The sequence below is a fragment of the Actinomadura vinacea genome (assembly GCF_039532545.1).
GTDB lineage: Bacteria > Actinomycetota > Actinomycetes > Streptosporangiales > Streptosporangiaceae > Spirillospora > Spirillospora vinacea.
In genome coordinates this window covers 169,718-195,742 of sequence record NZ_BAAARW010000048.1, presented here as the reverse complement: position 1 = coordinate 195,742, position 26,025 = coordinate 169,718, and the positions used below count along the sequence as shown (strand labels likewise).

Sequence of the window (26,025 nt, the reverse complement as noted above, 5' to 3'; positions counted from 1 at the left end):
GCGGGGGCCGGGGGACGGGCTAGAGGTTGACGCCGAAGTCGGTGGCGATCCCGGCCAGGCCGGAGGCGTAGCCCTGCCCGACCGCGCGGAACTTCCAGTCGGTCCCGTTGCGGTACAGCTCGCCGAACACCATCGCGGTCTCGGTCGAGGCGTCCTCGCTCAGGTCGTAGCGGGCCATCTCGGTGCCGTCGCCCTGGTTGACCACCCGGATGAAGGCGTTGCGGACCTGGCCGAAGTTCTGCCCGCGGGAGTCGGCCTCGTAGATCGACACGGCGAACGCGACCCGCTCGGCGGTGGCCGGCATCGCGGCGAAGTTCACCTTGATCTGCTCGTCGTCGCCCTCGCCCACCCCGGTCTTGTTGTCGCCGGTGTGCTCGACGCCGCCGTCGGGGGTGCGCAGGTTGTTGAAGAACACGAAGTGGCCGTCGGAGACGATCTTGCCCGAGCCGTCCAGCACCAGCGCGGAGGCGTCGAGGTCGAAGTCGGAGCCGGTGGTGGTGCGCAGGTCCCAGCCGAGACCGACGGTCACCGCGGTGAGCCCCGGGGCCTGCTTGGTGAGGGAGACGTTGCCGCCCTTGCTGAGACTGACACCCACAGTGCCTCCAAGATCGTTACCCTGCCGCCCGGAGCCCCGGCCGGCCCTTGGGACGCCGCAGGCGTCCCGTATACCCGACGTTGGAGCGATGCTATCCGTTCCCTCCCCCACCGCCGGAACCCCCTGCGCGCCGCCGATCCGGGGCTATGACCTTGACCGGATGGTGACCGCCGCGGGCCTCCTGCGCGAGACTAGGAGCGGATCGGGGACGCCGGGGACGCGGGAGACAGGGAGGCGGCAGTTGCGGGGAGCAGGGGGCCAGCGGCGCCGCGGCAGGGACGGGCAGGCGGCCGCCGCGGCGATCGAGGCCAGGGAGGCGGCCGCCACCGCCTTCTACGACATGGACCAGGCACAGAAGTACCTGCAGGGCCGCGTCACGGTCTTCGCCGACCTGGACGCCCGGGCGGCGGCGCCGGTGCGGGACGAGTTCCGCGGGCTGGGCGACGCCGCGGACGCCGCGGCTGTGGCGTATATCGCAGTCCTGGACGCCAACGAGCTCGACGACGACCGGGAACGCGGCCCCGGCGAGTACGACGCGGCGCGGCGGGCGTTCGTCGCGGCCACCGACCGGCTCAAGGAGATCACCGCCGATCTGAACCGGTTCGCCGAGCGGCTCGCCCCGCAGATGGCCCGGCTGGAGGCGGCGCTCGACAGCCTGCCGCCGCGGCTGACCGCCGCCCGCGACGCGGTGGCCGCCGCCGACGCCGCGATCGCCGCCGCCCGCACCGCGGGCATGGACGCCTCCGATCCCGAGACCGAGCTGGAGCGCGCCAAGGCCGCCCTGGCGGTGCTCGGTTCGCAGGGCCTGGGCGGGCTCGGGCTGGCCGGCGCGATGGACCAGGCCGAAGAGGTGCGCCGCGTCGCCGAGCACGCCAAGGAGGCGGCCGAGGAGCTGCCCCGGCTGGGCGAGAAGGTCCGCAACTCGCTCGCCTCGGTCCGGACCCGCTCCGACATGGTCGCGGGACGGATCGAGCCGGTCCGGCAGGCGATGAAGCTGCTGCTGCGCAACTACTCGCAGTCCTGCTGGCAGGACCTCAAGGGCGCCCCCGAGGCCGTGGGCGGCGGCGTGGAGCGGGCCCGCGAGCGGCTGAACGAGGCGTCCCGGCACGTGGCGCGCAACGAGTGGAAGCAGGCGCAGCGGGCGCTGACCGCCGCCCGCACCGAGCTGAACGCCGCCGAACGCCGGGCCGGGCAGGTCACCGGACGGGTCGCGGAGCTGGACGCGGTGGCGGCCGATCCGGACCGGCCCGCCGAGGCCGCGCGGTTCGCCGTCCGGGACGCCCAGAGGCTCGCCGTCGCCCAGCCGGGCGGTGCCCCGCCGCAGCACGCCGGCGCGCTGGACGCCCTCGTGCAGCGTCTGGACCGGGCCCCGCGGCGGCTCGTCGGCCCCCACCCGGACTACTGGTCGTACCTGCGGGAACTGGAGTCGATCAAGACCGCGGCGGGGGACGTGGTGTCCCGCATCCGCGCCGAACGCGCCGGGCAGGGCTGACCTTCCGGGCGACGCGGCCTAGGCGAACAGGCCCTCGCCCCAGTAGCCGCCCGGTCCCACCCCGGGCGGGCAGGCGTAGACCCCCGAGCCGACGTGCTGGATGTACTCGTTGAGCCGATCGGGCGCCAGGGACCGCTGGATCGGGACGAAGCCCGTGCGCGGGTCGCGCTGGAACGCGATGAAGAACAACCCCGCGTCCAGGCGCCCGAGGCCGTCCGTCCCGTCGGTGAAGGAGAACCCGCGCCGCAGGATGCGGGCGCCGCCGTTGCCGCCGGGGTGGGCCAGCCGGACGTGCGCGTCGGGCCTCATGCGGCCGAGGACGACCTCGTCCCGTTCCCTCGCCCGCCCGGCCGGGGCGCCCTCGGCCTTGTCGCGTCCGATGATCTCCTCCTGCTCCTGGAGGGAGGTGCGGTCCCAGGTCTCGATGTGCATGCGGATGCGCCGGACGACCAGGTAGGAGCCCCCGGCCATCCAGGGCGCGCCGTCGCCCGCGGCGGCCCACACATGCCGGTCCAGGAGCGCGGTCGCGGTGCCGGGGATGTTCGCGGTCCCGTCCTTGAACCCGAACAGGTTGCGCGGGGTCTGCGCCTGCGGCGTCGTGGACGAGGTCTTGCCGAACCCGAGCTGCGACCAGCGCACCGCGACCGTGCCGAAGCCCAGGCGCGCGAGGTTGCGGACGGCGTGCACCGCCACCTGCGGATCGTCCGCGCACGCCTGGACGGCGATGTCGCCGCCGCTGCGCGCCGGGTCGAGCCGGTCGCCGGGAAAGCGCGGCAGGTCGGCGAGCGCGGGCGGGCGGCGCGCCGCGAGCCCCAGGTGCCGCCTCCCGAAGAGCGAGGGGCCGAAGCCGATGGTCAGGGTCAGCCGGGACGCGGGCAGGCCGAGCGCCTCGCCGGTGTCGTCCGGCGGCGCCACGGGCGGGCCGCCCACGGCCCCTCCCCCGACCGGGCGGCCCGCCGTCATCGCCGCGGCAGCGGCCGTCCACTCCTGGAGCGTCCGGACCAGCCTGGCCCGGCTCTCGGTCACGACGTCGAACGCCGCGAAATGCAGCCGGTCCTGGACGGGCGTGACGATCCCGGCCTGGTGCGCGCCGTGGAAGGGGATCTCGGCGGGCGGCCCGTCCCGACCCGCCGACACGGCCCGCTGGACGCCCGCGCCCGCCGCCGCCCCGGCCGCCAGGCCCGCGCCCGAGAGGCCGAGCACGCGCCGCCGCGAGACACCCGTCATCAGACCCCGCTCACCTGGCGGTCCACCTGGCGGTTCACCTGACGACGGCGGCCGCGAGCTTCGACAGCGGCTCGCCCAGCGTGTTCACGCCGTCGGCCAACTCCTTGCGCTGGGCCTTGCCGACCGTGTCGTACGGGACGTAGCCGTCGCCCTTCTGGTACTTCCTCAGCAGGCCCTCGACCCGCGCGAACCCCGCGTCGAGCTGCTCGACCAGCGCCGGATCCTTCTCCTGGACGACCGCCTTCACCAGCTCGTAGACCTTCTTCGCGCCGTCCACGTTGGCCTTGAAGTCGACCAGGTCGGTGTGGCTGAACGCCTCCTCCTCGCCGGTGACCTTGCCGGTGGCGACCTCGTCCAGCAGCTCCTTGGCGCCGTTCGCCATGGACGCGGGGGTGATCGGCGGGTCGAGCTGGGCGGCGGTGACGCGGGCGCGCAGCTCGTTGAGGTCCTTCAGCAACTGGTCGGCGTACGGCTCCTGGCCCTTGGTCGACCCGGTCTTCCACAGCGCCTTCTCCAGGCGGTGCCAGCCCGTCCACTTCTCCCCCGGCTTCAGGTCGGCCTCTCGGGCGTCCACGCGCGGGTCCAGGTCGCCGAACGACTCCGCGACCGGTTCGATCCGCTCCCAGCCGATCCGGGACGGCGCGTAGAGCCGCTTGGCCGCTTCGACGTCGCCCTTCTTGAACGCGTCGGCGAAGGTCCTGGTGGCGGCGATCGTCGCGTCCGTCTGCTGGACGACGTAGGTCTTGTAGGCGGCCAGCGCACTGCTCAGCCGCGGGTCGGTGGCGTGGTCGGCCTGCCCGGTGACCGTGATGTCCTGCCGGATGCCGTTCCCGACCATGCCGGGCTTGCAGGCGATCTGGTAGTTGCCGGCGCCGAGCTGGACGGTCAGCTCCACGGCCTGGCCAGGGCCGATGTTCTCCCGCTCAGTGATGATCTTGTCGCCGGGGGCGTACACGTAGACCTCGGTGACCTTGCGGCCCTCGTTGGCGACCCGGAACCGCAGCGTCCCGGCGGCGAAGTCGTGTTTGCCGACCTCGCACCGGTCGTCCGAAGCCTTGATCGCCACGGCGCCGCCCGCGCCGCCCGCGCCCGCGCCGCCGCCGCCGCCGCCGTCGCCGCACGCGGCCAGGACGCAGACCGACAGGACCGCGGCAGCCGCGGGGACAAGACGCATCGGGACGCTCCAGGGGTGGACGGGCCGCGGACCCGTCCAGTCAACCTCGGCCGACCCGGTTCCTCCCCTGCGCTCCGCCCGCTTTTTCTGGCCGCTCCCGGCCTTCCGGCGCGGCCGGCCGGACGCCCGGTGAAGGCGTCATGCCGCGCTCAGCGGAACGGCCCGGCGGGAACGGCTCAGCGGGGACGGTCGTGCAGCCCGATCGTGAGGTTGCGCGCGGCCATCGGCGGGCCGCCGGGCTGCGGGTCGGCGTAGGGCGGCGGCTGGCCCGGACCCTGCTGCGGCTGGGCCTGCGGGATCGAGGCCGAGTGCCCCGGCTGGGCGCCCTGGACGGCCTCGGCCCACACCGCGGTGCCGTACGCGCAGACCTCGTGGCCGCCTCCGGCCAGCGCCGCGTTGTCGAAGCACATGCCCACCACCGCGTTGGCGCCCTTGCGGCGCGCCTCCTCGGCCAGCCGGTCCACGGCCTCCCTGCGCGCGCCCGCCAGCCCGGGCGCCGGCTGCTCGCCGGTCACCCGGAACGTCGCGCTGCTCCCCGGCTGCCCGCCGGGACCGGATCGGGCCTGATCGGTCTGGACGGCCACCCCCAGCGCCTCGCCGAGCACGGTGCGGATCTCGTACCCCGGCAGGCCATCAGTCGTCACGATCAGCATGCCCACCACGGTAATCCACGAGGGCGGGAATTGCGGCTTAACGCCCGATTCTCGCCCGAGGTCACGAACGGCCGACCGCCGGCCGGCCGCCGCGGCCGCGAAATCCTGGCGCGGCCCGGCGGACGGCCGGCGGCACGGTCGGTCCCGGTACAGGTCGGGTACTGGTCGGGCTACTAGTCGAGATACTCCCGGAGCATCTGGGCGCGTGAGGGATGGCGCAGCTTCGCCAGGGTCTTGGACTCGATCTGGCGGATCCGCTCCCGCGTCACCCCGAACTCCCGGCCGACCTCCTCCAGCGTGCGCGGGTGGCCGTCGGTCAGGCCGAAGCGCAGCTGGATGATGCGCTGCTCCCGGTCCGACAGCGTGCCCAGGATGTCCTCCAGCTGGTCCTGCAGCAGGATGAACGCCGCCGCCTCGATCGGCACGACCGCGTCGGCGTCCTCGATGAAGTCGCCGAGATCGGAGTCTTCCTCACCGATCGGCGACTGCAGCGAGACCGGCTCCTGGGCGATCCGCTGGATCTCCACGACCCGGACGGGCGTCAGGCCCATCTCCAGGCCGATCTCCTCGGGGGTCGGTTCCCGGCCCAGGTCCTGGTGCATCTGCCGCTGCACCCGGACCAGCTTGTTGATGGTCTCCACCATGTGCACCGGGATCCGGATGGTCCGGGCCTGGTCGGCGATCGCACGCGTGATCGCCTGGCGGATCCACCAGGTGGCATAGGTCGAGAACTTGAACCCCTTGGTGTAGTCGAATTTCTCGACCGCGCGGATCAGTCCGAGATTTCCCTCCTGAATGAGGTCGAGGAACAGCATTCCCCGGCCCACGTAGCGTTTGGCGATCGAGACCACCAGGCGCAGATTGGCCTCGATCAGGCGTTGCTTCGCCCGCACTCCGTCGCGGGCGAGCAGTTCGAGGTCGAGCCGCTGCATCCGGGACAGGATGGCGGTGTGCGCCATCTTCTCCTCGGCGAACAGTCCCGCCTCGATCGATTTCGCTAGTTCTACTTCATCTTCTGCCGTGAGCAGCGGTACGCGACCGATCTCCCGCAGGTAGATCCGGACCAGATCGCTCGTCGGCGCCCGCTTGCCGAGGTCTCCCTCGTCCACTCGCGTGACGTCCTCGGTCTCCTGCTGGGACTCGAGGACCTCTACCCCCTGCTCTGCGAGCATCCGGACGACCCGTTCGAGGGAGTCGTCCGGCAAGTCGGAGCGATCGAGCGCTGCGGCGACGTCTTCGACCGTCACTCCGCCGCGCTCTCTGCCGCGCGCGACGAGGTCCGCCACCTGGTCAACCGATGGCGCCTCGCTTGGCAGCACCGAAGGGCCCACGGAGACAGTCTGCGGCAAACGGGCCCAAGATCACAGGACCCATTTTGCGGTCTCTTGACTTACTGCGCCCCGAGCCCTCGCTCCCGCATCACCCGTCTCTGCTGCTCAAGCGCGACAAGATCGCCGAAGAGCCGGTTGTACTCCTCGGCGGCCTCGGCCGCATTCAGCCGCTCGAGTTTAGATTTCACGTCGTTGATCAAGCGTGTGAGCTGGCGTTCCTGAATTCGGGCGAGCAATTCACCGGCATATCGGTCATCCGATTCATGTGCGGAGTGCACCGGATCGACTCCGAGCCGCGTGATGAGCTCCTTGACCTGGTCGTTCGGCGCCCGCTCCAGCAGCAGCGCCACCCATTGCGCGGCGCCGGCCGCGACCGCCACGCCCCCCGCACCCGCGATGACCTCGCGTACCGCGGCGTGCGGCGGCGCGATGAACGCGGCCGCGGGGACCTGGTCGAACTCCGGCCCGAGCAGCGCCGGCCGCTGCACCGCCACCTTCAGCAGCTCCCGCTCCCGCCGCACCTCGGGATCGTTCAGATCGAACGCGGGACGCCCCGCATCGGTCCGCGGGCCCGGCCCGGCCGTCCCCTGCCCCGGGCCCCCGGGACCGCCGGGACCGCCCGGCCGCCGCCCCGGACGCCCGTTCTGGGACCGGCGCGCGGCCAGCTCGCGCACCCGGCTCAGCACGAACTGCTCGTCCATGATGCCCAGCCAGCGGTCCAGGCTGACCGCGTACATCTGCCGCAGCGCCCGGTCCTTGATCGACGCCACCACCGGCGCGGCCGCGTCCAGCGCGGCCAGCCGCCCCTCGGCGGTGTCGAGGTCGCGTTCCTGGATCACGCTGCGGATCGCGAACTCGAACAGCGGGAGCCGGGAGGCCACCAGATCGCGCACCGCCGCCTCGCCGTGCCGGATCCGCAGGTCGCACGGGTCGAGCCCGTCGGGCTGCACCGCCACGAAGGTCTGCGTGACGAACTTCTGCTCGTCGGCGAAGGCGCGCAGCGCGGCGCGCTGGCCGGCCGAGTCGCCGTCGAAGGTGAAGATCACCTCGCCGCGGAACTCGTCCTGGTCCATCAGCAGCCGGCGCAGGATCTTGATGTGCTCGTCGCCGAACGAGGTGCCGCAGGTCGCGATCGCGGTCGGCACCCCGGACAGGTGGCAGGCCATCACGTCGGTGTAGCCCTCGACCACGACCGCCTGGCGGCGCCGCGCGATCTCCTTCTTGGCCAGGTCGGCGCCGTACAGCACCGAGCCCTTGTGGAAGATCGGCGACTCGGGGGTGTTGAGGTACTTGGGGCCGTCGTCATCGTCGTAGAGCTTCCGCGCGCCGAACCCGATCACATCACCGCTGAGATCGCGGATCGGCCAGATCAGCCGGCCGCGGAAGCGGTCCATCGGGCCGCGCCGGCCCTCCTTGGCCAGCCCGCCGGCGATCAGGTCGCGGTCGGCGAAGCCGCGCCCGCGCAGGTGCCGGACCAGCGCCTCCCATTCGCGCGGGGCGAAGCCGACCCCGTAGCGCTGCGCGTCGGCCGCCTCGAACCCGCGCTCGGACAGGAACTTGCGGCCGATGCCGCCCTCGGGCGAGGCGAGCATCTCGGCGTAGTACTCCGCCGCCGCCCGGTGCGCCTCCAGCAGCCGGGCCCGCTGGCCGCCGTCCTGCCGGGGGGTGTAGCCGCCGCCGTCCTCGTAGCGGAGCTGGACGCCGGCCTTGGCCGCCAGCCGCTCCACCGCCTCCCCGAACGACAGATGGTCGATCTCCTGGACGAACTTGATCACATCGCCGCCGGCCGAGCAGCCGAAGCAGTACCACAGGCCCCGGGACGGCGTGACGTTGAACGACGGGGACTTCTCGTCGTGGAAGGGGCACAGGCCCTTGAGGTTACCGCCACCGGCGTTGCGGAGCTGGAGGTACTCCCCGATCACCTCGTCGATGGATGACCGCTCCCGCACCAGCGCGATGTCCTCGTTACGTATCCGGCCTGCCACGGCGGCGAGTCTAATCCCGCCATCGGACATCCCGGGCCCGCTCGCGATCCCCGGCCCGACGATTTCCCCGTTACGCGGGTCCCGTCGCGGGTCCGGCCGCGAGTCCGAGGGGCGGCGGCCGGGTATGCGGGACGCATGAAACGTTCGGTGGTGTGGGTGAAACCGGAGGGTGCGGAGATCGCGGAGGTGGAGCTGGCGGCGGGACGGCTGGCGGCCACGGGGACGGCGATCGGCGGGGACCCGCTGCCGTACCGGCTGGAGTACGAGCTGACCACGGGCGACCGGTACGTGACCGCCCGGCTGCTGGTCGAGGCGCACGGGACCGACCCGGCGACCGGGCCGTGGCGGCGGTGGCTGGAGCTGGTCGACCGGCCCGAGGGCGAGTGGACGGTGAGCGCCCGCGCCGAGGGCCGGGTGGCGCTGCCGCCGCCGGGCGGGGACGCGGCGGAGCTGCGCGGCGCGCTGGACTGCGACCTGGGGCTGTCGCCGCTGACCAACACCATGCCCGCGCTGCGCACACCGGACGCCACGCCGGACGCAGGGCCCGCCGAGTACCTGATGGCGTGGGTGTCGGTCCCGGATCTGGCGGTATCGCCGTCCCGGCAGACGTACGAGGTCGTCCGCCGGGACGGCGATCTGGCGGTGTTCCGGTTCGCCAGTCCGGGGTTCACCGAGGAGATCGTGTTCCGGGACGGGCTGGTGCTCGACTACCCGTCCATCGGGCGGCTGGTCTCCCCGGGGGTCAGCGGGTCCTGAAGCGGCCGAAGAGCCGGTACATGAACTCGGTGCCCTGCTTCAGGGCCTCCACGGCGATGCGCTCGTCGTTGCCGTGCATGCCGATGAGCTGGTCGTTGTCGAGGACGTAGGGGTAGACGCCGTAGCCGGGGACGCCGCGGGACGTCCACGGGGTCAGACTGGTGCCGGCCTCGAAGAGGGCGGGCGCGAAGACGGCGCCGGGGTAGGTCTTGGCGGCGGCGTCGCCGATGGCGGTGTAGAGCGGTGAGTCGATGCTGGACGGCGGCTTGGCGAAGGTCTCGTCGAGCCGCTTGAGGGCCGCCTCCTCCGTCTCGCCGGGGTTGCCGACGAGCTTGACGGTGACGTCGCGGCCGTCGAGGCGCTTGCGGATGCCGGCGAGGAAGTCGCGGGGCCGCTCGCCGCCGGGCACGCCGCGGCAGTTGACGCGGAGGGTGGCCGTGGACGGGATGACGTTCTCCTTGTAGCCCGCGTCCTCGATGACGAGGGCGTGGGTCGTGCGGAGCAGGGCGCGGTGCAGCCACGGGTAGGAGCTGCGCTTGACGACGAGGGCGGCGGCGCGTTCGCGGGCGGGCTGCGAGCGGGCGGCGAGCATCAGCTCGATCGCGCGCCGGAACGGGGCGTCGTCGGTGGCCTTGGCCAGCGCGGTGAAGTACTCGCGGGTGACGGGGGTGAGGGTGACCGGCGCGAGCCAGCCGTCGATCTCGGCGACGGCCCGCGCCAGCTTGGCGATGGCGGAGTCGGGGTTGGGCTTGGAGGAGTGCGTGGCGGTGCCGTCGGCGACCAGGTCGAGGTTGAAGTAGACCTTGTCCTGGCGGGTCACCGTGATGAGCATCGGGGTCGTGCGGTCCCGCTGGGCCAGGAACCAGCCGCCCTCGGTGAGCACCATGCCGGCGTTGATCTTGTCCCAGTGGTTCTCGGCCAGCCAGCGCGAGCCGTGCGGGCCGGCCTCCTCGTCGCAGTCGGTCAGGACGATGATGTCGCGGTCGAACCTGCCGCCCTCGTTCAGGTGGCGGAGCAGGCCGGCGATGAACGCGGCGTTGGCGCCCTTCATGTCCAGGGCGCCGCGGCCGTAGATCTCGCCGTCCTTGACGACCCCGGCGAACGGATCCACGGACCATTTCGCGCGTTCCACCGGCACCACGTCCGAGTGCCCGAGGAGCAGCAGCGGCGCGGCCGAGGTGGTGCCCTTGACACGGGCGATGAGGTGGACGTTGTCCTGCTTGGGGGTCGGGGTGATCTCCGCCGGGACGTTCGCCGAGTCCCAGACCGCCTTGAGCATCTCGGCGTGCGCCCGGGTGACGCCGCCCTCGCCGTGGTTCTGGGTGTCGTGGGAGAGCATCTTCTTCAGCAGGGCGAGCGGGTCGAGGTCGGCCGGGGCGATCCCGGCGGGCGCGAGCCGCCGGGCGGGCGGCGCGGCGGTGGCCGTCCCGCCGGCCAGGACGCCGCCCGCCAGCAGGGCGGCCCCGGCGCCGGTGCGGTGCAGGAACGTGCGGCGGGTGAGGGCGCGGGTCGAGTCGTCGTGCATGGGAGCCGTCCTCCTTGAGAGGGCCGCGAGCGGGCCGGGTGAGACAGGCGCGAGCGCCCGGCGGACGGGGAGACCGCCGGGCGCTCGCGGGCACGGGGTCAGCGCTGCCGGAAGGCGGCCACCACCTCCACCTCGACCAGCCAGCCGGTGACCGGCAGGTTCTCGATCTCGATGGTGACCCGGGCCGGCCGGGCCGGGTTGACCAGCATCGGCGGCGCGGGGGCGGCGGTGCCCAGGGGGACGTCGACGGGCTTTCCGGTGGACAGGTCGGTGTTGGCGTAGAACTGGCGGTAGGCGCGGTTCCAGCCGGCGAAGTCGGCGGTGTCCGCGCCCGGCGGGTTGCTGAGGTAGGCCCGCATGGAGATCACGTCCCTGGGCGTGAGGCCCTGTGCCTTGAGGTTCTCGCTGATCGCCTTCAACGCGTTGATCGCCTGCGCCTCGGTCAGCGTTACCCCGGGCGGCAGCGTGCCGCCGGGGAAGTCGACGTAGCGCTCGGGGCTGCCGGCGGGCGCGGCCGGGTTGGCGTCGCGCGGCCCGAGCCCGCTGCCGGTGTAGACCGCCACGGCCGAGCCGACCGCGACGCCGTTGGCGATGGACGGGTTGTTCTGCCCGGCCGGCAACGCGGGGCGGACCTCGGTGGGACGCGGCGGGCGCGGCCCCTTGCCGCCCTGTGCGGCGGAGGCGGCGCCGCCCGCGCCGACGAGCACGGCGGCGGCGGCCCCGGCCACAATGATCTTGCGCATGGTCATGTTCGTCTTTCCTCTCGGTCAGCTCTTCAGGACCCGCTGGTGGAGCTCGGTCACGACCTTGCGGGCCGACTCGAACGACCCGTGCTGCCAGGCGATCTCGTAGCTGAGCCAGTCGCCGGAGAAGTAGACGTTGCCCTGCGGCCGGTTGAGCAGCGCGTACTCGGCGCCGCGGGACGGCCAGGAGATCCAGCCGCCCTGGATGTGCGGCTGCCTGATCCAGGCGATGGAGGCGGAGGCGGCCAGCCCTTTGCGGTAGCGGTCGCCGTGGATCTTGGCGCCCTGGTCGAGGGCGCGGCGGAGCCGGTCGGCGTGCGCCATCCGGGCGTAGGTGTCGGCGGCGGCGCCGAAGTTGTAGTAACCGACGACCAGGCCCCGTTCGGAGTGGTGGCCGGACGAGGGGTACCAGATGGTGGACAGGTCCAGGTCGGTGTTGGTGATGCCGCCGTAGATGCGCTCCTCGTCCTCCCACCAGCGACCCCGGTACTCCAGGCCGATCTTCCCGGTGGAGACGGGGACGGGGGTGCCCAGCGCCGCCTGCACGTTCGCGCCCAGGTTGTGCGGGATCTTGGCCAGGACGTGCGGCGGGAGGGTGGCGACGCAGTAGTCGGCCGCCAGCGTGCGGGTACGGCCGTCCTGCTCGTACTCGATCTGCACCCCGCCCGCCAGGTTGGTGATCTTGCTGACCGCGCACCCGGTGCGGATCTTCCTTTGCCCGACGGCCTCGGCCAGCGCGCGCGGGATGGCGTCCATGCCCCCGACCGGCTGGAACATCAGCATCGCCTGGCTGTAGCCGAACTCGAAGGAGAAGTAGCGGCCGACACCGCTGGCGAAGACGTCACCGAGCGAGGGCACCGATCCCAGGACGGTGCCCTCGGTGTCGGCGGCGCCCGGGTTCACCGAGTAGCCGCGCCTGCCGTCGGTTCCCTTGTAGGCGAAGCCGTCCGCTTTCGAGCCGATGGCTCCGAAGCCGGAGAGGAACGAGAGCAGCCGCTCCTTGTCGACGGCCGTGAGCCGCTGGTCCAGGGCGCCCTGGTCGGTGGCCTTGGCGAGCAGTTCGGAAATGTAGCCGTACATGTCGGCCTTGGCGGTGCGCCAGCGCACCGGGGCCTTCATGCCCGCGGACTCGTTGAAGAGGTAGGCGTCGGCGTTGGAGTTGGTGAAGACCTCCAAGGGCACGCCGAGTTCGCGGCAGTAGTCCATGGTGGTCATCCACTGGGCGATGCGCGCGGGCCCCGCGTTCATATACGTGCCCTTGCCGAAGCCGATGCGCTGGGTGGCGCCGTCCATCTCGGCCAGCCGGTCGCCGCCGCGCAGCGTGCGGTTGCGCCCGCCCACCCGGTCCTGGGCCTCCAGGATCGTGACGTCGTACCCGGCCTTGCCCAGTTCGTAGGCGGTGGCCAGGCCGGCGACCCCGGCGCCCAGCACGGCCACCTTCGCGGCCCCGCGGCCGCGCAGCCGGAAGTCCGAGGCGCGCGGCGGCTGGAACGGGGCGCGGGTCGCCGCCTCGGCGCTCGGGGCCAGGCCCAGCGCGCCCATGGTGGCGAACATGGCGCCGGCCCCGCCGGTGGCGCCGACGCGTGAGAGGAAGCCGCGCCGGCTGACCCCCGTCCCGCTCGTTTCATCAGTGATGGCCAAGGGGCACCTCCAAGATCTCGTCGGGGGGAGTCTCGGAGCGCTCGATTTCGGCTGGGCACATACCGGGTAAGGGCTGCGTTTCGGCCATATCCCGGACGTAAGGGGTGGGTTTCCATTCCCTCACCTCCCCCGCCCGGCCGTTGGGCCGCCCCCGCACAGCGCTGTTGCGGACGGATGAGCACGGCGTGACGGATCCGTTTCCGGTCCCCGCATTTGTGAAAAGGGCGTTAAATGCGCAACGCGGCCGTTCCAGCGCAGGTCAGCGGGCGGCTAGCGTCCGGAGGTGTGCTGATCACTCCACACGAGCAGGAGCGCCTGCTGATCCACGTGGCCGCCCAGGTGGCCCGCGATCGCCGGGCGCGCGGGCTGCGGCTCAACCACCCCGAGGCGACCGCGATCGTCGCGGTGCACATCCTGGAGGGCGCCCGCGACGGGCGCACCGTGGCCGAGCTGATGGAGTCCGGCCGCACCGTCCTCACCCGTGACGACGTCATGGAGGGTGTCCCGGAGATGCTGGACTCCGTCCAGATCGAGGCGACCTTCCGCGACGGCACCAAGCTCGTCACCGTCCACCGGCCCGTCCCATGAACGCCCCGGAGCGGGCGCTGGTCCCCGGAGAGGTCGTGCCGGGCGAGGCGCCGGTGGAGCTGAACCCGGGCCGCCCGCGCGTCACCGTGACCGTGGTCAACACCGGTGACCGGCCGGTGCAGGTCGGCTCGCACTACCACTTCGCCGTGGCCAACCCCGCGCTCGACTTCGACCGCGACGCCGCGTGGGGGCGGCGGCTGGACGTCCCGGCGGGCACGGCGGTGCGGTTCGAGCCCGGCATCACCCGCGAGGTGGACCTGGTGCCGCTGGCCGGGGCGCGCGTCGTCCCGGGCCTGCGCCTGGAGCGGAACGGACCCCTCGATGGGAACCTGGACGGGAACACGGCATGAGTGAGCTGTCGCGGGCGCGCTATGCCCTGCTGTACGGGCCGACCGCGGGCGACCGGGTGCGGCTCGCCGACACCGACCTGTTCGTCGAGGTCACCGAGGACCGCAGCCGCGGGCCGGCCGGCGCCGGGGACGAGGCGGTGTTCGGCGGCGGGAAGGTGATCCGCGAGTCGATGGGCCAGGCCCGCGCCACCCGGGCCGAGGGCGCGCTCGACCTGGTGATCACCGGGGTGGTGGTGCTCGACCACTGGGGCGTCGTCAAGGCCGACGTCGGCGTGCGGGACGGCCGTATCGTCGCGCTCGGCAAGGCCGGCAACCCCGACACCATGGACGGCGTGCACCCCGGCCTGGTGATCGGGCCGTCCACCGAGGTGCTGGCCGGAAACGGCAGGATCCTCACGGCCGGGGCGGTGGACTCCCACGTCCACCTCATCTGCCCGCAGCTCCTGGACGAGGCGCTCGGCGCCGGGGTGACCACGCTCATCGGCGGCGGCACCGGCCCGGCCGAGGGCACCAAGGCCACCACCGTGACCGGCGCCTGGTACCTGCACCGGATGCTGGAGGCGCTCGACGGCCATCCGGTGAACGTGGCGCTGCTCGGCAAGGGCAACACCGTCTCCGAGGACGCGCTGTGGGAGCAGCTGCGGTGGGGCGCTTCCGGGTTCAAGCTGCACGAGGACTGGGGGTCGACGCCCGCCGCGATCGACGCGTGCCTGCGCGTGGCCGACGCGTCCGGCGTGCAGGTGGCGCTGCACACCGACACGCTGAACGAGGCCGGGTACGTGGAGTCGACGCTGGCGGCGATCGGCGGCCGGTCGGTCCACGCGTACCACACCGAGGGCGCCGGGGGCGGGCACGCGCCCGACATCATCACGGTCGCCTCGCACCCGAACGTGCTGCCCTCGTCCACGAACCCGACCCGGCCGCACACCGTCAACACCCTCGACGAGCACCTCGACATGCTGATGGTGTGCCACCACCTCAACCCGTCGGTGCCCGAGGACCTGGCGTTCGCCGAGTCGCGGATCCGGCCGACGACGATGGCGGCCGAGGACGTGCTGCACGACCTGGGCGCGATCGCGATGATCGGGTCGGACTCGCAGGCGATGGGCCGGATCGGCGAGACGGTGATCCGCACGTGGCAGACCGCGCACGCGATGAAGCGGCGCCGGGGCGCGCTGGAGGGCCCCGCCGACAACCTGCGGGCCCGGCGGTACGTCGCCAAGTACACGATCAATCCGGCGATCGCGCACGGGCTGGACGGCGAGATCGGGTCGGTGGAGCCGGGCAAGCTGGCCGACCTGGTGCTGTGGGATCCGGCGTTCTTCGGCGTCCGGCCGCTGGCGGTGCTGAAGGGCGGGGTGATCGCCTGGGCGGCGATGGGCGACGCCAACGCCTCGATCCCGACCCCGCAGCCGGTCCTGCCGCGCCCGATGTTCGGCGCCGCCCCGCCGGTCGCGGCCGGGACGTCGCTGCACTTCGTGTCGCAGGCGGCCCTCGACGACGGCCTGGCGGGCAGGCTGGCGGTGCGGCGGGAGCTGGTGCCGGTGAGGGACACCCGGCGGCTGGCCAAGTCGGACCTTCCGCTGAACGGCGCGCTGCCCAGGATCGAGGTGGACCCCGACACCTTCACCGTCTCCGTCGACGGCGAGGAGGTCGAGCCCGCCCCGCTCGCCGAGCTGCCGATGGCGCAGCGCTACTTCCTCTTCTGATCGGCCGGCCGCGATGACGCTCCCCGCGCACCTCCTGCTGCTGGCCGACTCCCGGCTCCCGGCGGGCGGGCACGCGCACTCGGGCGGGGTGGAACCGGCGGTCACGGCGGGCGCGGTGCGGGACGTCGCCGGGCTCGCGGACTTCCTGCGCGGACGGCTGGGCACGTCCGGGCTGGTGTCGGCCGCGCTCGCGGCCGCCGCGTGCGCGCACGCCGCCGGGCCCGCGTGGGAGTGGGCGCGGCTCGACGCGGAGGCGGACGCCCGGACGCCGTCCCCCGCGCAGCGCAAGGCGTCCCGCGCGCAGGGCAGGTCGCTGCTGCGGGCGGCGCGCGGGACGTGGCCGCATCCGGCGCTGGACGACCTCGCGGGTCTGCGCGCGCCGCACCAGCCGCTCGTCCAGGGCGCGGCGACCGCGGCGGCGGGCGGCACGCCGCACCAGGCCGCGGCGGTCAGCGCGTACGGGTCGGTGACCGGGCCGGCCTCGGCGGGCGTGCGGCTGCTCGGCCTCGACCCGCTGGCCGTGCACCGCGTGCTGGCCGGGCTCGCGCCCGCCATCGACGCGGTCGCCATAGAGGCGACCCGGGAGGCGGCCCGGGAGCCGGCCGATCCGGCCGGCCTGCCCGCCCTCTCGGCCCCGCTCCTCGACCTGTACGCCGAACTCCACGTGGGCGCCGACCTGCGCCTTTTCGAGTCATAGATCCTGGGAGGTTCCTGTGGGCGGCGACCACGACCACGCGCACGACCCGCACGCGGCGGCGCCGGTGCACGGCCGTGCGCTGCGCCTGGGCATCGGCGGGCCCGTCGGCAGCGGCAAGACCGCGCTGACCGCCGCGCTGTGCCGCGCGCTGCGCGACGAGCTTGAGCTGGCGGTGGTGACCAACGACATCTACACCACCGAGGACGCCGACTTCCTGCGCCGCGAGGCCGTGCTCGCCGACGACCGGATCACCGCCGTGCGGACCGGGGCGTGCCCGCACACCGCCATCCGCGACGACATCTCCGCCAACCTGGACGCGGTGGAGGAGCTGGAGGAGCGGCACGGCGGTGCGCTCGACCTCATCATCGTGGAGAGCGGCGGCGACAACCTCACCGCCCTGTTCAGCCGCGGCCTGGCCGACCGGCAGATCTTCGTGCTGGACGTGGCGGGCGGCGACGACGTCCCGCGCAAGGGCGGGCTCGGCGTCGCGGCGGCCGACCTGCTGGTCGTCAACAAGACCGACCTGGCGCCGCTGGTCGGCAGCGACCTGGAGACGATGGCCCGGGACGCCGCGCGGGTCCGCGACGGGCGGCCGGTCGCGTTCACCTCGCTGCGGGAGCGTCCCGGCGCGCCCGAGGTCGCCGGGTGGGTCCGCGGCGTCCTCGGCCGCGCGCCGGGGGCGCCGGCCGCCGCCGACCGGACGGCCGCCGCGTCGTGACCCGCGGTTACACCGCGCGCGCCGCCGTCACCGCCGAACTCGGTCCGGCCGGCCGCACCCGCCTGACCCGGCTGCGCTCGGACGGCCCGCTGGCGCTGCGTGCGGCGGCCGGGGCGCTGTACCTGGTCGGTGCGGCGGCGGGACCGCTCGGCGGCGACGACCTGGAGCTGGAGGTGACGGTGGGGCCGGGGGCCCGGCTGGCGGTGCGCTCGGCCGCCGCCTCGCTCGCGCTTCCCGGGAAGGGCGAGTCGCGGACGACGGTGCGGGCCGAGGTCGGCGCGGGCGGGCATCTGGACTTCGCGCCCGAGCCGGCCGTGGCGGCGGCGGGCTGCCGCCATCGCGCCGTCGCCCGCATCGCCCTGGCCGAGGGGGCGACGCTGCGCTGGCGCGAGGAGCTGATCCTGGGCCGGTATGGGGAGCGTCCGGGCCGCCACACCAGCCGGTTCGACGTGACCGTCGGCGGCGCGCCCCTGCTCCGCCACGAGCTGCGCCTGGACGATCCCGCCGTCCGCGCGAGCCGCGCCGTGCTGGGCGAGGCCGGCGCCGCCGGCAGCGTCCTGCTGGCCGGACCGGAGCTCACCGGGTCGCCGCGCACCGGCGAGGGCTGGGCCGTGCTGCCGCTGGCGGGGGCCGGCGTCCTGGTCACCGCGCTCGCACCGGACTCGGCCGCGCTCCGCCGCCGCCTGACCGAAGGCGAGCACGCCGCGGTAAGGCAGGACATATCAGCTCATGCACAGCGATCCTCGACGGCATGACGCGACAATGTGCCGATGGATTTCCAAGGGGCGCGGTGGCCGGGCGACCTGCGGCCGTACCAGGAGAAGGCCCTCGGCGGGCTGGACGCGGCCTGGGACGAGGGCCGCTCGCGGGCGTGGGTGGTGCTGCCGCCCGGCACCGGCAAGACCCTGGTCGGGCTGGAGGCGGCCCGGCGGCTGGGGCGGCGCACGGTCGTGCTCGTCCCCAACACCGCGATCCAGCACCAGTGGGCCGAGCACTGGCGGCGCTGCGGCGGCGCGGCGGGCACCGGCCGTGAGCTGCGGCATCCCGTCACCGTCCTGACCTACCAGTCGCTGGCGGTCTTCGACCCCGACGCCGAGACCGACGAGGAGGGCCGGCAGAAGAGCCGCCGCGGCGGCCTGGTGCGGCTGCTGCACGACAACGGGCGCGCGCTGGTCGCCGCGCTGCACAACGCCGGTCCGCTCACGCTCGTCCTGGACGAGTGCCACCACCTGCTCGACGTGTGGGGACGGCTGCTGGCCGAGATCCTGGAGGAGCTACCCGACGCCCGCGTGATCGGGCTGACCGCCACCCCGCCCGAGTCGCTCACGCCCGACGAGTCGGCGCTGGTGGACGCGCTGTTCGGGACGCCGATCCTGGGCGCGTCCATCCCGGCGATGGTGCGGCAGGGTTATCTCGCGCCGTTCGCGGAGCTGGTCTGGCTGACCACGCCCACCACGGTGGAGGCGGAGTACGTCGAAGGGGAGGCCGAGCGCTTCGCCGAGTTGACCGCCGGCCTGCTCGAGCCCGGGTTCACCTCCACCGGCCTGCTGGAGTGGCTGGACGCCCGCATGGTCGACCGCACGTCCGCGGCGGGCGGGGCGGTGTCGTGGGCGCGGGTGGAGACGGCCGAGCCGCGGATCGCCGCCGCCGCGCTGCGCTTCCACCACGCGGGCCTGCTGGCGCTCCCGCCCGGCGCCCGGCTGCGCGAGGAGCACCGGCACGCCCCGACCGCGGAGGACTGGGTCGCGCTGCTCAACGACTACGTCCTGCACTGCCTGCTGCCCAGCGAGGAGGAGCAGGACGCGGCGGCGCTGGAGGCGGTCAAGCGGGCGCTGCCCGCCGTGGGATACCAGCTGACCAGGCGCGGGATCCGCGCGGCCCGTTCGCCCGTGGACCGGGTGCTGGCGCGCAGCGCCGCCAAGACGCTCGGCGCCGTGGAGATCGCCGCGGCCGAGGCGGCCGCGCTCGGCGCCCGGCTGCGCTGCCTGGTGCTGTGCGACCACGAGCGCGCCGGGGCGACCCTGCCCGCGCGGCTGCGCGAGGTCCTGGACGCCGAGGCCGGGTCGGCGTGGCTGATGCTGCGCGGCCTGGTCGCCGACCCCCGCACCCGGGGGCTGGCCCCGATGCTGGTCACCGGCCGCACGGTCGCCGCCGCCGAGGAGACCGCGCGGGCGTTCGTCCTGGAGCACCACGGGCACGGGCTGGCCGTCGAGCCGGCCGGCGGCGGCGTCGCGCTCATCACCGGGCCCTGGTCCTCGCGCGTGTGGGTGCGGCTCATCACCGCGTTCTTCGAGGCGGGCGGCTGCCAGATCCTGGTCGGCACCCGGGGGCTGCTCGGGGAGGGCTGGGACGCGCGCGGGATCAACACCCTCATCGACCTCACCACCGCGACCACGCCCACCGCCGTCGTGCAGACCCGCGGCCGGGCGCTGCGCCTGGACCCGGCGTGGCCGGACAAGTCCGCCAACACCTGGACGGTGGTGTGCGTGGCCGACGGGCATCCCAAGGGCACCGCGGACTGGGACCGGTTCGTCCGCAAGCACGGCGGCTACCTGGCCGCGGCCCCGAACGGCGAGATCGTGTCCGGGGTGGCGCACGTCGACGCGTCGTTCTCCCCGTACGCGCCGCCCGATCCCGCCTCGTTCGACCGGCTCAACCAGGAGATGCTGGCGCGCGCCCAGGACCGGGCCGGCACGCGCGAAGGCTGGCGCCTGGGCGCGCCGTTCCGGGACGAACTGGTGCACACGCTCCGGATCCGTCCCGCCCGCTCCCCTACCGTTGCCGCCCCCGCGGACGCCCCGACGATCACGCCCGGCGCGCCGGCCGCGCTGCCGGCCGCCGCCCTCGCCACGGGCCGGCCCTGGCTGCCGCCGCTGTACGAACGGAGGAAGCTCGGCGCCGGCGTCGTGATCGGGCTGCTCCTCACCTTCGCGGTCGCCCTCTTCACCATCGGTTTCGGGCTCGAGGCCTGGCCGGCCTCCTGGGTCACCTGCCTGACGCTGACCTCCCTCGGCGCGACCGTGCACCACGTGCGCGAGGCGCGGCGGCTCGGGGCGTCCAGGCGGGCGCGGGAGCGGGTGTTCGAGGAGGCCGCGCGGCTGCTGGACGGGCTGTCCGGCGAACCGGCCGTGACCGGCTTCGCGTACGCCGTCGCCGACGCCCTCAAGGACACCGGGCTGTCGCGGCGCGGCGCGGAGGGTGTCGTGGTGCGGCCGGAACCGGACGGCACCTACCGGTTCTCCCTCGCCGACGTGGACGCGGCCACGTCCCGGCGTTTCGCGGTGGCGCTGGACGAGGTGCTCGCCCCGATGGCGACGCCCCGGTACGTCCTGCCCCGTTATGTCGTTTACCCGCGCACCGGTCACGAGCGGAGCGAGCGCGCGCTGCGCTGGTTCGAGGACCTGGTCCGGGCGGACGGGGTCGTCTACCACTCGGTGCCGTCGGTGTTCGGGCAGAACCGCAAGCGCACCGGGGCGTTCGTGGCCGCCTGGAACACCTGGGTGTCCGGCGGGGAGGCGGTGTTCACCTCCACCCCGGAGGGCGAGGGCATCCTGGCCACGCACCGCGGCGAGGACCCGCTGCAGGCGTCCACCGTGCTCCGCGTCGCTTGGGACTGAGCGTCAGGACGTGTTCACCGGGTGGCACTCGCACACTGGACAAACGGGGTGTGCGCGCGGTGTGATCGTTGGCCAACGTTCCGCCCGCTGCCAAGGTGGCCCCCGATGACGGAAGTCGTGCTCGACGGTGTCGGCAAGGTGTATCCCGGCGATGTGCACGCCGTCCGCGACATGCACCTGCGCATCAACGACGGGGAGCTCTTCGTCCTGCTCGGTCCGTCCGGCTGCGGCAAGTCCACGATCCTGCGGATGATCGCCGGGCTGGAGGAGGTGACCTCGGGCGAGCTGCGGCTGAACGGCGTGGTCGCCAACGACCTGTCCCCGCGCGAGCGCAACGTGGCGATGGTCTTCCAGGAGGGCGCGCTGTACCCGCACCGCACCGTCGGGGGCAACATGATGTTCCCGCTGGAGGTGGCGGGCACCGACCGGGCCGAGGCGCGGGAGCGGGTGGCCGAGCTGACCCGGGCGCTGGGCATCAACACCATGATCGACCGGATGCCGGGCACGCTGTCGGGCGGGCAGCGGCAGCGCGCCGCGATCGGCCGGGCGCTGATCCGCGAGCCGTCGCTGTTCCTGATGGACGAGCCGCTGTCCAGCCTGGACGCCGGGCTGCGCATCGAGCTGCGGCTGGAGATCGCCGGGCTGGTCCGCTCCACCGGCACCACCACCGTGTACGTCACCCACGACCAGGTCGAGGCGATGACGATGGCGGACCGGATCGCGGTGCTGCGGGACGGGCTGCTGGAGGACGCGGGCACCCCCGAGGAGATCTACCGGGACCCGGCGACGGTGTTCGTGGCGGCGTTCCTCAGCTCGCCGCCGATCAATCTGCTCCAGGCCACCGCGTGGGCCGTCCAGGACCAGGGCGTGGTGCTGGACTTCGGCCCGCAGCGGGTCGCCGTGCCGTGGCGGGATCCGCGCTCGCCCGCGCTGATCAGGCATCATGGCCGGCCGGTGATCGTGGGGATCCGCCCGGAGGCGCTCACGCCCGTCCCGGCCGGAGAGGCGGGCGCGGAGGGCCGCACGCTCGCCGGGCGGGTGCGGGTGCTGGAGTTCCACGGGCACGACTGGCTCGCCTACGCCGAGGCGGGCATCCCGACCGTCGACGCCGCCGCCGTGGGAGCTCCCCAGCCGACCGCCGGCCGCCCCGGCACCGCGAACGGCGCGGCCCCGCCCGCCGGGCTCGGCGCTCGGGTGCGCGCCCTGCTCAGGCGGGACACCGTCCCGGAGCCGATCGTCGAGGAGGAGCACTCCGGGCACCACCGCCGGTCGGACCTGGTGTTCAGCGCCGGGACGGACCGCCCCGAGCGGGGCGGCGAGGTCCGGCTGGACGTCGACCTGGACCGGATGCTGATCTTCGGTCCGGACGGCCGCCGCATCACGGCCGTGCGGCGCTGACCCCGCAGTCGATCTCGGGGCGGTACTCGGCGATCTCCCGGTAGAAGCCGAGCTTGCGCTGGATCCGGCCCTGCTGGAACCGCAGCCGCTCGATCTGCTCCTCGACCCGGCGGTCGTGGCTGTGCAGCAGTTCGATCCGCTCCTGGACGGTCTCGTCGCCGGCCCGGGTCAGCTCGGAGTAGCGCAGCATCTCCGCGATCGGCATGCCCGTCTCGCGCAGGCAGCGCAGCATCCCGAGCCAGGCCAGGTCGTCGTCGCTGAAGACGCGGCGGCCGGAGGTGTTGCGCGCGATGTCCGCCAGCAGCCCGATCTTCTCGTAGTAGCGGAGGGTGTCGATGCTGAACCCGCTCATCTCGGCGGTCTCCGCGGGCGAGTAAGAGGTCACGACGCTCAGGATCGCACCTGGAGCGCACTCCAGGTCAACCGCGGGCGGGACGGCGGAAGGGCGGCGGCGGGCGCGGATGAGGGCGCCCGCCGCCGGGCATGGTCCTTGACCTGGAGCGCACTCCAGGTCGCAGAGTGGTACACGCAACCGGATCACGAAGGATCACACATGCGCATCGGACTTCAGGTTCCCAGCTTCACCTTCCCGGGCGGGCCCGAGCAGATCGCCCCGGCTTTCGGACGGATCGCCCGCGACGCCGACCAGGCCGGGCTGCACTCGCTCTGGGTGATGGACCACTTCTTCCAGATCAACATGGTCGGCCCGGCCGAGGACCCGATGCTGGAGGGGTACACGGCGCTGGCGTACGCGGCGGCGCTGACCGAGCGGATCACGCTCGGCACCATGGTCACCGGCGTCACCTACCGGCATCCGGGCATCCTGGTGAAGACGGCGACCACGCTGGACGTGCTGTCGGGCGGACGGGCCTGGCTGGGCATCGGGGCCGCGTGGAACGACGAGGAGTCGCGCGGGCTGGGCGTCCCGTTCCCGCCGACCGCCGAGCGGTTCGAGAAGCTGGAGGAGACCCTGCAGATCGCCCACCAGATGTGGAAGGGCGACGAGAAGCCGTACCAGGGCGCGCACTTCCAGCTCGAACGGCCGCTGAACTCCCCGCAGTCGGTCCGCCGCCCGCACCCGCCGATCCTCATCGGCGGCACCGGGGAGAAGAAGACGCTGCGGTTCGTGGCCAAGTACGCCGACGCCTGCAACATCTTCGACGGCGAGGAGCTGCCGCACAAGCTGGAGGTGCTGCGCGGGCACTGCGAGCGCGAGGGCCGCGACTACGCCGAGATCGAGAAGACCTCGCTGACCTTCTTCAGCGACACGACCCCCTCGGTGGACCAGGCGGTGGACACCGTCGGCCGGCTCGCCGAGGCGGGCGTCGACCACGTGATCTTCTCGCAGGGCGCCGGGCAGGACCTGGCCGGCCTGCTGGGCGAGGCGCTGGCGCAGACCGAGAAGACCGTCCCGGCCGGCCGCTGAGCCGGACGATCCCGTTCCCGGACGGTCGGCGGCCGTCCGGGAACGGGGTCAGTCCTTGGGCAGCAGCGTCCGCAACCGGTCGATCTCGGCCTGCTGGCTGGACTGCACGTCCCGGGCCAGCTCCTGGACGATCACGTTGGTGCCCTTGTCGAGCGCGTCCTTGGTCATGGTGAGCGCGCCCTGGTGATGGGTGATCATCAGGGTCAGGAAGAGCCGGTCGAAGTCGGCGCCGCGCGCCGCCCGCAGCCGCCCCATCTGCTCCGGGGTCGCCATCCCCGGCATCCCCGCGTGCGAGGTCGCGGCGGCGGAGGGCGACGCGTGCCCGCCGCCGTGCCCGCCGCCCGGGCTCGCCCCGGGGCGGCCGTTCTTCTTCAGCCACGACTCCATCGCCGCCATCTCCGACTGCTGGCCCGCCCCGATCCGGTGCGCCAGCGACTTCACCTTGGCGTCGGCCGCCTGGCCGGGCGCCAGCCCGGCCATCTCCACCGCCTGCCGGTGGTGCGGGATCATCATCTCCACGAACCGGATCTCGGCGGCGGTCGGCGGCGCGGCCGACGCCGGCCCGCGCACGGCGGTCTTGTTCGGCTCGCCCGGACGCCCCGGCACCAGCACGGTGCTCTCGCTCTTCGGCGCCGCCTCCGGCTCGTCCCCGCTGCACCCGCTCAGCGCACCCGCGGCCAGCACCGCCGCCAGCGCCATGCCCACGGGCACGACCCGACCCCGCATCCGATGTTCCACCACTCCGGCCTTTCCGCCGTTCCCGGCGTTCCACCCCTCGGTCACGGCGACCGTATCCGCTCTTCGCATCAGGGTGAACTCCGGACAGATCTCAAGAAGCTCACAGATGTGTTCAGGGCTATCCAGAGGTATTGAAACCGTTCATACTCCGGATGATCTATGTCAGCCCATGGGGGCAGTGAGCGAAGGAGTCGCAGTGGCGCCAGCGCCTGGACGAAGAACGCGAAGAACACTGTTGGGCACGTTGACGGGGATACTGCTGGCGGTCTCGGCGGTCATGGTCGCACCCGCGGCCTCGGCCGAGCCGCCCGGCAAGGACGAGATCGCCAAGTCCCCCAACATGAGCCTGCTTGCGAACATCCCCAAGCAGGGACCGATGGCCGGAGCCGCCAACCTGGGCTCCGACTGGGCGTTCAAGGGGAACTACGCCTTCGGCGGCAACTACGCGGGCTTCACGGTCTACGACATCAGCAAGCCCAGCAAGCCCAAGGTCGTCACGGTCGTGAGCTGCCCCGGGTCGCAGAACGACGTCTCGCTCGCCGGGAACCTGCTGTTCCTGTCGACGGACGCCTCGATGAGCGATGACTCCTGCCAGGCCGTGCCGAAGCCGGCCACGGACAAGACCGCCTGGGAGGGCATCAAGATCTTCGACATCAGCGACGTGCGCAACCCGCGCTACGTCAAGGCCGTCGAGACCAAGTGCGGCTCGCACACCAACACGCTGGTGCCGGGCAAGAAGGGCACGAGCTACATCTACGTGTCGTCCTACCGTCCCGACGGGACCTACCCGGACTGCCAGCCGCCGCACGACCTGATCTCCATCATCAAGGTCCCGCACAAGAACCCGGCCTCCGCGGGGGTCATCGCCGAGCCGGTGCTGTTCCCGGACGGCGGCAACCCGGGTGACCCGGTCGGCACGCCGTGGCCGAACGGCACCTCGGCGACCTCCGGCTGCCACGACCTCACCGCCTACCCGGACAAGGACATCATGGCCGGGGCCTGCATGGGCGACGGCGTGCTGTTCGACATCTCCGACCCGGAGAAGCCGTACACCATCACCAGCGTGCGGGACGACGAGAACTTCGCGTTCTGGCACTCGGCCACGTTCAACAACAAGGCCAACAAGATCGTCTTCACCGACGAGCTGGGCGGCGGCTCCGCGGCCACCTGCAACACCGCCGTCGGGCAGCAGAAGGGCGCCAACGCCATCTACGACATCGTCGGTTCCGGCGACAAGCGCAAGCTCCGCTTCCGCAGCTACTACAAGATCCCGCGGCCCAACGCCGACACCGAGAACTGCGTGGCCCACAACGGCTCGCTGATCCCGGTGAAGGGCAGGGACATCATGGTCCAGGCCTGGTACCAGGGCGGCATCTCGGTCTGGGACTTCACCGACTCGCGCAAGCCGAAGGAGATCGGCTGGTTCGAGCGCGGGCCCTGGTCCGACACGCTGCAGATCGGCGGGTCGTGGTCGGCGTACTACTACAACGGCTACATCTACTCCAACGACATCCAGAAGGGCCTCGACGTCCTGAAGATCAAGGACCGGGCCACCGACCAGGGCGAGCGCGTGCGGCTTCCGCTGCTGAACGCGCAGTCCCAGCCGGACTACTTCGACTGACCGGTCGTCGCGAGGAACCGGCGGCCCCGGCGGTCACGCGC

At 73.3% G+C, this 26,025-nt stretch carries 23 protein-coding genes; 12 read left to right on the top strand and 11 right to left on the bottom strand.

Annotated features, from left to right (window positions below):
* Positions 1–19: 19 nt before the first annotated feature.
* Positions 20–595, bottom strand: a complete 576-nt coding sequence (locus tag ABD340_RS46595) for a TerD family protein (protein ID WP_344598469.1) — start codon at positions 593–595, stop codon at positions 20–22.
* A 241-nt stretch (positions 596–836) separates the two neighbouring features.
* On the opposite strand from ABD340_RS46595, the gene ABD340_RS46590 reads away from it, so the two are divergent.
* Positions 837–2,087, top strand: a complete 1,251-nt coding sequence (locus ABD340_RS46590) for a molecular chaperone DnaJ (protein WP_344598467.1) — start codon at positions 837–839, stop codon at positions 2,085–2,087.
* Positions 2,088–2,105: 18 nt separating this feature from the next.
* Here the strand turns inward: ABD340_RS46590 and efeB are convergent, their stop codons facing one another.
* The 5 genes from efeB to dnaG all read right to left on the bottom strand — a co-directional run bounded on the left by efeB (position 2,106) and on the right by dnaG (position 8,457).
* Positions 2,106–3,314: an iron uptake transporter deferrochelatase/peroxidase subunit gene (gene efeB / locus ABD340_RS46585; protein ID WP_344598466.1), complete on the bottom strand. Its 1,209-nt coding sequence runs from the start codon at positions 3,312–3,314 to the stop codon at positions 2,106–2,108.
* Between the two features lie 34 nt (positions 3,315–3,348).
* Positions 3,349–4,488: an iron uptake system protein EfeO gene (gene efeO / locus ABD340_RS46580; RefSeq protein WP_344598464.1), complete on the bottom strand. Its 1,140-nt coding sequence runs from the start codon at positions 4,486–4,488 to the stop codon at positions 3,349–3,351.
* Between the two features lie 176 nt (positions 4,489–4,664).
* Positions 4,665–5,141, bottom strand: a complete 477-nt coding sequence (locus ABD340_RS46575) for a YbjQ family protein (protein ID WP_344598462.1) — start codon at positions 5,139–5,141, stop codon at positions 4,665–4,667.
* 173 nt (positions 5,142–5,314) lie between these two features.
* Positions 5,315–6,460, bottom strand: coding sequence for an RNA polymerase sigma factor RpoD (gene rpoD / locus ABD340_RS46570; protein WP_344598508.1), 1,146 nt, complete (start codon positions 6,458–6,460; stop codon positions 5,315–5,317).
* Positions 6,461–6,531: 71 nt separating this feature from the next.
* Positions 6,532–8,457, bottom strand: coding sequence for a DNA primase (gene dnaG / locus ABD340_RS46565; RefSeq protein ID WP_344598461.1), 1,926 nt, complete (start codon positions 8,455–8,457; stop codon positions 6,532–6,534).
* Positions 8,458–8,592: 135 nt separating this feature from the next.
* Here dnaG and ABD340_RS46560 point away from each other — a divergent pair, with 135 nt between their 5' ends.
* Complete coding sequence (locus ABD340_RS46560) at positions 8,593–9,213, top strand: putative glycolipid-binding domain-containing protein (RefSeq protein WP_344598460.1); 621 nt, start codon at positions 8,593–8,595, stop codon at positions 9,211–9,213.
* Here ABD340_RS46560 and ABD340_RS46555 read toward each other — a convergent pair.
* From ABD340_RS46555 to ABD340_RS46545, 3 genes are all read right to left on the bottom strand, one after another.
* Entirely contained in the window at positions 9,200–10,738 is a 1,539-nt protein-coding gene (locus ABD340_RS46555; RefSeq protein WP_344598458.1) for a M20/M25/M40 family metallo-hydrolase, read from the bottom strand. The two genes, ABD340_RS46560 and ABD340_RS46555, sit on opposite strands and share 14 nt — an antisense overlap.
* A 98-nt stretch (positions 10,739–10,836) precedes the next feature.
* The gene (locus tag ABD340_RS46550) at positions 10,837–11,487 is read right to left on the bottom strand and encodes a Rid family hydrolase (RefSeq protein ID WP_344598456.1); all 651 of its coding nucleotides are present in this window, start codon (positions 11,485–11,487) and stop codon (positions 10,837–10,839) included.
* An 18-nt stretch (positions 11,488–11,505) separates the two neighbouring features.
* On the bottom strand, positions 11,506–13,122 hold the full coding sequence (locus tag ABD340_RS46545; RefSeq protein ID WP_344598454.1) for an FAD-dependent oxidoreductase: 1,617 nt from the start codon (positions 13,120–13,122) through the stop codon (positions 11,506–11,508).
* 285 nt (positions 13,123–13,407) lie between these two features.
* Here ABD340_RS46545 and ABD340_RS46540 point away from each other — a divergent pair, with 285 nt between their 5' ends.
* From ABD340_RS46540 to ABD340_RS46505, 8 genes are all read left to right on the top strand, one after another.
* Positions 13,408–13,710: an urease subunit gamma gene (locus ABD340_RS46540; RefSeq protein WP_344598453.1), complete on the top strand. Its 303-nt coding sequence runs from the start codon at positions 13,408–13,410 to the stop codon at positions 13,708–13,710.
* Positions 13,707–14,060 carry an urease subunit beta gene (locus ABD340_RS46535; RefSeq protein WP_425547553.1) on the top strand — a complete coding sequence of 118 codons (354 nt, stop codon included), beginning with the start codon at positions 13,707–13,709 and terminating at the stop codon, positions 14,058–14,060. Before ABD340_RS46540 ends, ABD340_RS46535 begins: the two co-directional genes overlap by 4 nt.
* Positions 14,057–15,769: an urease subunit alpha gene (locus ABD340_RS46530; RefSeq protein WP_344598451.1), complete on the top strand. Its 1,713-nt coding sequence runs from the start codon at positions 14,057–14,059 to the stop codon at positions 15,767–15,769. The genes ABD340_RS46535 and ABD340_RS46530 overlap by 4 nt, the downstream gene beginning before the upstream one ends.
* A gap of 13 nt (positions 15,770–15,782) precedes the next feature.
* Positions 15,783–16,466, top strand: coding sequence for an urease accessory protein UreF (locus ABD340_RS46525; protein WP_344598450.1), 684 nt, complete (start codon positions 15,783–15,785; stop codon positions 16,464–16,466).
* Positions 16,467–16,482: 16 nt separating this feature from the next.
* Entirely contained in the window at positions 16,483–17,184 is a 702-nt protein-coding gene (ureG, locus tag ABD340_RS46520; RefSeq protein ID WP_344598448.1) for an urease accessory protein UreG, read from the top strand.
* Positions 17,181–17,939 (top strand): urease accessory protein UreD, encoded by a 759-nt coding sequence (locus ABD340_RS46515; protein WP_344598447.1) that lies wholly within the window; start codon positions 17,181–17,183, stop codon positions 17,937–17,939. Before ureG ends, ABD340_RS46515 begins: the two co-directional genes overlap by 4 nt.
* A gap of 15 nt (positions 17,940–17,954) precedes the next feature.
* Positions 17,955–20,801, top strand: a complete 2,847-nt coding sequence (locus tag ABD340_RS46510) for a DEAD/DEAH box helicase family protein (protein WP_344598445.1) — start codon at positions 17,955–17,957, stop codon at positions 20,799–20,801.
* 105 nt (positions 20,802–20,906) lie between these two features.
* Positions 20,907–22,199 carry an ABC transporter ATP-binding protein gene (locus tag ABD340_RS46505; protein ID WP_344598443.1) on the top strand — a complete coding sequence of 431 codons (1,293 nt, stop codon included), beginning with the start codon at positions 20,907–20,909 and terminating at the stop codon, positions 22,197–22,199.
* Here ABD340_RS46505 and ABD340_RS46500 read toward each other — a convergent pair.
* Positions 22,180–22,584, bottom strand: coding sequence for a MerR family transcriptional regulator (locus tag ABD340_RS46500; RefSeq protein WP_344598441.1), 405 nt, complete (start codon positions 22,582–22,584; stop codon positions 22,180–22,182). The two genes, ABD340_RS46505 and ABD340_RS46500, sit on opposite strands and share 20 nt — an antisense overlap.
* A gap of 168 nt (positions 22,585–22,752) precedes the next feature.
* On the opposite strand from ABD340_RS46500, the gene ABD340_RS46495 reads away from it, so the two are divergent.
* Positions 22,753–23,625: an LLM class F420-dependent oxidoreductase gene (locus tag ABD340_RS46495; protein ID WP_344598440.1), complete on the top strand. Its 873-nt coding sequence runs from the start codon at positions 22,753–22,755 to the stop codon at positions 23,623–23,625.
* 48 nt (positions 23,626–23,673) lie between these two features.
* On the opposite strand, the gene ABD340_RS46490 is transcribed toward ABD340_RS46495, so the two are convergent.
* Positions 23,674–24,432, bottom strand: a complete 759-nt coding sequence (locus tag ABD340_RS46490) for a DUF305 domain-containing protein (protein ID WP_344598439.1) — start codon at positions 24,430–24,432, stop codon at positions 23,674–23,676.
* Positions 24,433–24,607: 175 nt separating this feature from the next.
* On the opposite strand from ABD340_RS46490, the gene ABD340_RS46485 reads away from it, so the two are divergent.
* Positions 24,608–25,984, top strand: coding sequence for an LVIVD repeat-containing protein (locus ABD340_RS46485; protein WP_425547555.1), 1,377 nt, complete (start codon positions 24,608–24,610; stop codon positions 25,982–25,984).
* Positions 25,985–26,025 lie beyond the last annotated feature (41 nt).

Coding starts and splice junctions, on each gene's coding strand:
- efeO (WP_344598464.1), bottom strand. CDS start 4,488: ATGCGTCTTGTCCCCGCGGCTGCCGCGGTCCTGTCGGTCTGCGTCCTG.
- ABD340_RS46575 (WP_344598462.1), bottom strand. CDS start 5,141: ATGCTGATCGTGACGACTGATGGCCTGCCGGGGTACGAGATCCGCACC.
- efeB (WP_344598466.1), bottom strand. CDS start 3,314: ATGACGGGTGTCTCGCGGCGGCGCGTGCTCGGCCTCTCGGGCGCGGGC.
- ABD340_RS46555 (WP_344598458.1), bottom strand. CDS start 10,738: ATGCACGACGACTCGACCCGCGCCCTCACCCGCCGCACGTTCCTGCAC.
- ABD340_RS46535 (WP_425547553.1), top strand. CDS start 13,707: ATGAACGCCCCGGAGCGGGCGCTGGTCCCCGGAGAGGTCGTGCCGGGC.
- ABD340_RS46505 (WP_344598443.1), top strand. CDS start 20,907: ATGACGGAAGTCGTGCTCGACGGTGTCGGCAAGGTGTATCCCGGCGAT.
- ABD340_RS46495 (WP_344598440.1), top strand. CDS start 22,753: ATGCGCATCGGACTTCAGGTTCCCAGCTTCACCTTCCCGGGCGGGCCC.
- ABD340_RS46510 (WP_344598445.1), top strand. CDS start 17,955: ATGGATTTCCAAGGGGCGCGGTGGCCGGGCGACCTGCGGCCGTACCAG.
- ABD340_RS46490 (WP_344598439.1), bottom strand. CDS start 24,432: ATGCGAAGAGCGGATACGGTCGCCGTGACCGAGGGGTGGAACGCCGGG.
- ABD340_RS46560 (WP_344598460.1), top strand. CDS start 8,593: ATGAAACGTTCGGTGGTGTGGGTGAAACCGGAGGGTGCGGAGATCGCG.
- ABD340_RS46530 (WP_344598451.1), top strand. CDS start 14,057: ATGAGTGAGCTGTCGCGGGCGCGCTATGCCCTGCTGTACGGGCCGACC.
- ABD340_RS46525 (WP_344598450.1), top strand. CDS start 15,783: ATGACGCTCCCCGCGCACCTCCTGCTGCTGGCCGACTCCCGGCTCCCG.
- ABD340_RS46550 (WP_344598456.1), bottom strand. CDS start 11,487: ATGACCATGCGCAAGATCATTGTGGCCGGGGCCGCCGCCGCCGTGCTC.